The organism is Vibrio sp. V19_P1S1T109 (assembly GCF_002241375.1).
GTDB lineage: Bacteria > Pseudomonadota > Gammaproteobacteria > Enterobacterales > Vibrionaceae > Vibrio > Vibrio anguillarum.
In genome coordinates this window covers 57,333-63,332 of record NZ_NDIM01000007.1, presented here as the reverse complement: position 1 = coordinate 63,332, position 6,000 = coordinate 57,333, and the positions used below count along the sequence as shown (strand labels likewise).

At 43.8% G+C, this 6,000-nt stretch carries 6 protein-coding genes; all 6 read right to left on the bottom strand.

Annotated elements, in window-relative coordinates:
- Positions 1 to 130 precede the first annotated feature (130 nt).
- Positions 131 to 838, bottom strand: coding sequence for an NAD(P)H-flavin reductase (fre, locus tag B9J87_RS00755; RefSeq protein ID WP_064624207.1), 708 nt, complete (start codon positions 836 to 838; stop codon positions 131 to 133).
- Positions 839 to 852: 14 nt separating this feature from the next.
- Positions 853 to 1,122, bottom strand: coding sequence for a 2Fe-2S iron-sulfur cluster-binding protein (locus B9J87_RS00750; protein ID WP_013855397.1), 270 nt, complete (start codon positions 1,120 to 1,122; stop codon positions 853 to 855).
- Positions 1,119 to 2,975, bottom strand: coding sequence for a 4-hydroxy-3-polyprenylbenzoate decarboxylase (gene ubiD / locus B9J87_RS00745; protein WP_094149181.1), 1,857 nt, complete (start codon positions 2,973 to 2,975; stop codon positions 1,119 to 1,121). The genes B9J87_RS00750 and ubiD overlap by 4 nt, the downstream gene beginning before the upstream one ends.
- A 77-nt stretch (positions 2,976 to 3,052) precedes the next feature.
- Positions 3,053 to 4,048 carry a hypothetical protein gene (locus tag B9J87_RS00740; RefSeq protein ID WP_094149180.1) on the bottom strand — a complete coding sequence of 332 codons (996 nt, stop codon included), beginning with the start codon at positions 4,046 to 4,048 and terminating at the stop codon, positions 3,053 to 3,055.
- Positions 4,049 to 4,156: 108 nt separating this feature from the next.
- Positions 4,157 to 5,416 carry a transcription termination factor Rho gene (gene rho / locus B9J87_RS00735; RefSeq protein WP_010319292.1) on the bottom strand — a complete coding sequence of 420 codons (1,260 nt, stop codon included), beginning with the start codon at positions 5,414 to 5,416 and terminating at the stop codon, positions 4,157 to 4,159.
- A gap of 199 nt (positions 5,417 to 5,615) precedes the next feature.
- Positions 5,616 to 5,942, bottom strand: coding sequence for a thioredoxin TrxA (trxA, locus tag B9J87_RS00730; RefSeq protein WP_010319293.1), 327 nt, complete (start codon positions 5,940 to 5,942; stop codon positions 5,616 to 5,618).
- Between the last annotated feature and the right edge of the window lie 58 nt (positions 5,943 to 6,000).

Below are 6,000 nucleotides of genomic sequence, written 5' to 3'. Positions count from 1 at the left end.
AGAACGAAGATGAGTGCAAGCGGTTTTTAATAAAAAATAAGAAAAACATCTATTTTGTTTAAATAGCAGCCACAAAGCGTCAAAAGAGAGCATTTCGCTCTCTTTTGATAGGCTTTAATCTCTCTCGATCTTAAATAAAAGCGTAGGCATCAGCAAACATGTGATCGCTTTTTGCATTTTTGTATTGGGTAAACTGTTCTCTTGCTGCTCCAGCCATATCAAAACGACCTGCAATATAAATGTCGTACGCTTCTAACGACTCGAAATCATCATTGATCGCTTGGAGTACATTGCCAACCTTACCATTCCAACCTTCATCAGCCGTTTCAACAACAGGTACAAAGTGGATGTTCTCAAATTGCTGAGCAATCTCACTCAGTTCTGTTTTTGCATAGAGTTGGTAAACGTCTTTTGCTCCCCAGTACAAATAGATAGCGTTACTTTTCTTTTGGCTAATACAGTGATCTAAAATCGAGCGTACATAGCTAAAACCTGTTCCTCCAGCAATGAGTAGTAGAGGGCGCTCATTTTCTTTTACCCACGCATCACCGTGAGGTGCATCTATATTGACTAAACCATTGTTGCTTAATGCCGTTCTCATTTTCTCAACCACTTCCTGTGCATAAGCATTGTGCTCAGCGGCACCAATGTGCAACTCTAGTTCACCAGAACGGCAAGGACTGCTTGCGATAGAAAATGGACGTTTATCTTTCTCTCCCATTTCTACCATGAGATATTGCCCAGCTTTAAATGCAAGAACACTTTCAGGTTGGAGGATGATTTTATAAGTATTAGAGGCTAATGGCTCAATTGACTTTACTTTACATTGGGTGGTCATGTTTTTCCTCTGACTTACTCTGCAAAAGTAAGTACTAAGTTACTTGTTGCAAAGGCTTGGCAAGGGAATATCCAACCTTGTCGCTGCTCTTCGTCAGTCAACATCGGTTCTAAGTTATATTCCACTACACCTTCTAATTTTCTGCACATACACATAGCACATGCACCTATTTGACAACGGTGTGGAAAAGAGATGTTCTTGTTGAGCGCAGCTTCCAACACCGTTGTACCGTCTTGCACTTCAAAAGTATCGCCTTTCGGAAGCAAGATCACCGTATAAGTCATAAAATACCTAGCTCATCCCAGAGCGAGTCTATTTTGGTGACGACCTCGTGATCTTTTTGGATTGGCGTCCCCCACTCTCGCTGAACTTCACCAGAGAGTTTGTTGGTTGCATCCAGCAGGAGCTTGGAACATTGCCCTTCGTTAGCTTCTATACGATCAGTATCTCGAGACGGATCCATGCGCGTGGTTATCGCCCAAATCACATCATTCCAATCTCGGATATTCACATCATCATCACAGAGCACAACAAACTTCAGGTTTGAAAATGTCTCTAAAAATGCCCATATCTTTTTTAACAGCTCTTGAGATTGACCAGCGAACGCTTTGTTCATGGATACCATCAAGAAACCATCATTAGAAAATGGCACTAAATAGATATCAACAATCTCAGAATGCTGTGCTCTAAGCTGATCCAAATGCTCAGCTTTGATCTGAGGAGCCGTTGATGGTGATGACTGTTGTCTTGTACCGTCACTCTCAACATCCCATTTAATGGTAGCATCTAAGCCCATTTTGGAGCCTAGCCCCACCACTGGAGAGGCAAAATCAAGTGAATCAATCGGTGTATGTTCGATGAATAAAGTGTCTCGGACTGGGTCCATATGTGTTGTCATTGCATTGATAACTGAATTCCAATCACGAGCATCGACTGATTCATCGCACACCACCACATATTTAGTGTACATAAACTGGCGAAGGAACGACCAAACTCCCATCATGACTCGCTTTGCATGACCAGGGTATTGCTTTTTCATCGTCACCACCGCCATTCGATAAGAACAACCTTCCGGCGGTAAATAGAAATCGACGATTTCAGGGAACTGTTTTTGGAGTATAGGTACAAACACTTCATTTAACGCAACACCAAGCACAGCTGGTTCATCAGGTGGGCGTCCGGTATAAGTGCTATGGTAGATAGGATTGCTGCGCATTGTGATATGCGTAACCGTAAAGACACGATGCTTTTCAACTTCATTATAGTAACCCGTGTGATCACCATAAGGCCCTTCGTCAGCATATTCGTTTGGATCTATGTAGCCTTCCAGCACAATTTCCGCACTAGCAGGCACATCTAGATCATTACTGAGCGATTTAACCACTTCTGTTTTACTGCCTCGTAGCAATCCAGCAAAAGCATATTCAGAAAGCGTATCTGGCACTGGTGTCACCGCGCCTAGAATGGTTGCAGGATCAGCACCAAAAGCCACTGAAACTGGGAAATTCTCTCCGGGGTGAGTGTCCATCCAATCTCTTAAATCTAGAGCACCACCACGATGCGCCAACCAACGCATGATGACTTTGTTTTTACTGAGTTTCTGTTGGCGATAAATCCCGAGATTTTGTCGCTTCTTGTTTGGCCCTTTAGTGATGGTCAGCCCCCAAGTCAGAAGAGGAGCAACATCATCGGCCCAACAACTCATCACTGGGATTTTGTCTAAGTCAACATCGTTGTCCTGCCAAACAATCTCCTGGCAAGGGGCCTTGCGTAGTCGTTTGGTTGGCATGTTGAGCACTTGCTTAAATAAAGGCAATTTATCGATAGCATCTTTGAAGCCCTGTGGTGGCTCGGGCTCTTTGAGATAAGCCAGTAATTTGCCGACTTCCCTTAACTCTTGGACCTCTTTACGCCCCATGCCGATCGCGACGCGTTTTGCGGTGCCAAACAAGTTAGTGAGCACGGGAACCGTATAACCGATCGGGTTTTCAAATAGCAAGGCAGGACCTGCGGCACGCAAAGTGCGGTCGCTAATTTCCGTCATTTCATAATGAGGGTCAATCGGGCAAGTAATGCGTTTTAGTTGGCCTGTTTTTTCCAGATGGTCAACAAATTCACGTAAATCCTTAAAGCTCATAGGCCTACTACATCGCTGATTAAACTGCAGGCAGTATAACAAAAACAACCCATTAACGATCCCCAAATTTCATAGGGTTATTGAGAGAGGGCTTGCAAAATACCATGACTTTTCACCTGAGAATTACTCACCAGTAAATCCTTTAGCCAGCGGCTGTGTCCTTGCTCGACCAAAGCAGTGGCCACTAAATTGACCTCTTCATTGATTGACATTTTGGCTATCAGAAAGTCGCGGATATCAGGACGCATGGGGCTGATGCGAACTAATGCCTTAATCGCTTGTACTTTTAAACTTGGATTTTCACTGGCGGCCATGATCTGTTTTATCGCAAATTCATCGCTTACGCTGGCTAATCGTGTGAGTTCCTGCTGAATGGAAAAATCGACCCGCATCAGCCACAGGAGTTTATAGATTTTAGGATCTTCACTAACTTGAGCTAATCGAACCATCACTTGTGTGGAAGGTAACCATCCGGTCACTGGCTCTGATGTCAGTTGCTCAGTGAGCGCAGCCAAAGCACTTGGGGATAGTGTATCTAACTCGCGGATCAGTAACGTTTCGCGAATTTTTACTTGATATTGAGTCCCTGACAACCATGTTTGCAGTACTAGGTCTTGGCGCTCCGCCTTCACCAAGAAGTCGAGAATGGTTTGTTCCTGCCGCCAACGCTTTAATAAACGGCTGGCTATCGCAGAAGAGTCAAAAGCTGGAGTTGAGAATTCATAGCCTTGTTCTTTTTCAACAACTTGGTAAGTGGGTGCAAGCGCTTGCTGCTCTTCAATGAAGATCACCATATTCGGCGTTAGGGCGAGATCCAACTGCTCGATTTTTTGCAGCAACAGAAAACGTGCGGCTTCTTGCGGTAATAGCGCTAAACGTTGTAATGAAAAACGCAAAGAATCAAATTCATCATGTACCGCGTACTGCAATAGCTCTGCACTTTTATGGCGAATTTGTTCTTCCTGAAGCCATTTTTGAGCTGTATCAGACGTTATTTCTATAGAGGCAGCACTTGGCCACGCACAAAATAAAAATAGCGAGAGGAGAAGCGACGACAACATTCCTTGTTGCATTTTAACCTCCTTGTAACATTTGGCCTATTGTGGAAGGTTAATGGGTCAAATGCAAACAAAAACGCCACCGATAAACGGTGGCGTTGGTCATACTAAACTTAGCGTCTATTATTGACGGCGCATCGCATCAAAAAACTCATCATTAGTTTTCGTCATCGCGAGCTTATCAATTAAGAATTCCATTGCGTCACTTTCACTCATTGGGTGAACGATCTTACGCAGAATCCACATTTTTTGTAACTCATCAGGTTTAGTAAGCAACTCTTCACGGCGAGTACCGCTGCGGTTGAAGTCGATAGCAGGGAAAACACGTTTTTCCGCAATTTTACGGTTAAGGTGCAATTCCATGTTACCTGTACCTTTAAACTCTTCGTAGATAACTTCATCCATTTTAGAGCCAGTATCAACCAGTGCCGTCGCAATAATCGTTAAACTACCGCCTTCTTCTACATTACGAGCCGCACCAAAAAAGCGCTTAGGGCGTTGCAATGCGTTGGCATCCACACCACCAGTCAACACTTTGCCAGATGACGGTATCACAGTGTTGTAGGCGCGAGCTAAACGTGTGATGGAATCAAGCAGGATAACGACATCTTTCTTATGCTCAACCAAACGTTTTGCTTTTTCGATCACCATTTCTGCCACTTGTACGTGGCGTGAAGCTGGCTCATCAAACGTAGAAGCAACCACTTCGCCTTTCACAAGGCGTTGCATTTCCGTTACTTCTTCAGGACGTTCGTCAATCAGTAGCACCATCAACACACAATCCGGATGGTTGTTAGCAATACTTTGCGCGATATTTTGTAGCAACATGGTTTTGCCCGCTTTTGGCGGAGCAACAATCAAACCACGCTGGCCTTTACCAATCGGAGAGGCAAGGTCTAGAACTCGTGCCGTAATGTCTTCTGTCGAGCCATTACCACGCTCCATGATCATACGTTCATTGGCATGCAGTGGAGTTAAGTTCTCAAATAAAATCTTGTTACGTGCATTATCCGGTTTGTCGTGGTTAACAGTGTTAACTTTTAACAATGCGAAATAACGTTCGCCTTCTTTTGGTGGGCGAATTTTGCCGGATACTGAGTCACCGGTGCGTAAGTTGAAACGGCGAATTTGGCTTGGTGATACGTAGATATCATCAGGGCCAGCTAAATATGAACAGTCGGCGCTACGTAAGAAACCAAAACCGTCTTGAAGAATTTCCAAGACCCCATCACCAAATATATCTTCACCACTTTTTGCGTGCGCTTTTAGGATGGAGAAGATGATGTCTTGTTTTCTTAGACGCGCTAGGTTTTCGAGGCCTAGGCTCTCACCAAGTTTCACAAGATCAGACACGGGTCTGTTCTTCAATTCTGTTAGATTCATTGTGGTGGATACTTGTTTAGTCAAAATAGGATCTATTTTCTAGTTAAGATGGATTTTGGTCTCAGGATCGACCAAGAAGTGAACACTTGTCTAATTAACGTGCGATAAACTAGCACTAAATAATAGCCTAGTCTAGAGTTTGTTTCTTTTCAAAAAAACAAAGCCGTGCATCAGAAAATGTACGGCTTTGCGATACCTGTTATAGGTTTGCGTCCAAAAACTCTTTCAATTGAGTTTTTGATAACGCACCAACTTTCGTTGCAGCGACGTTGCCATTTTTGAACAGCAGCAAGGTTGGGATGCCACGAATACCAAACTTAGGTGGAGTACCTGCGTTGTGGTCGATATTTAATTTACCGATAGTCAGTTTGCCTTCGTACTCGCTAGCGATTTCATCCAAAATTGGCGCAATCATCTTACAAGGACCACACCATTCTGCCCAAAAATCAACAAGAACAGGGCCTGCAGCTTTGATTACATCGTTCTCAAAACCATCATCTGTAAGCTGCAAAATCTTATCGCTCATCTTCCACTCCAATATGTTTTTCTGCACTGATTATAAGCTAACCAGTAAATAGATGCTC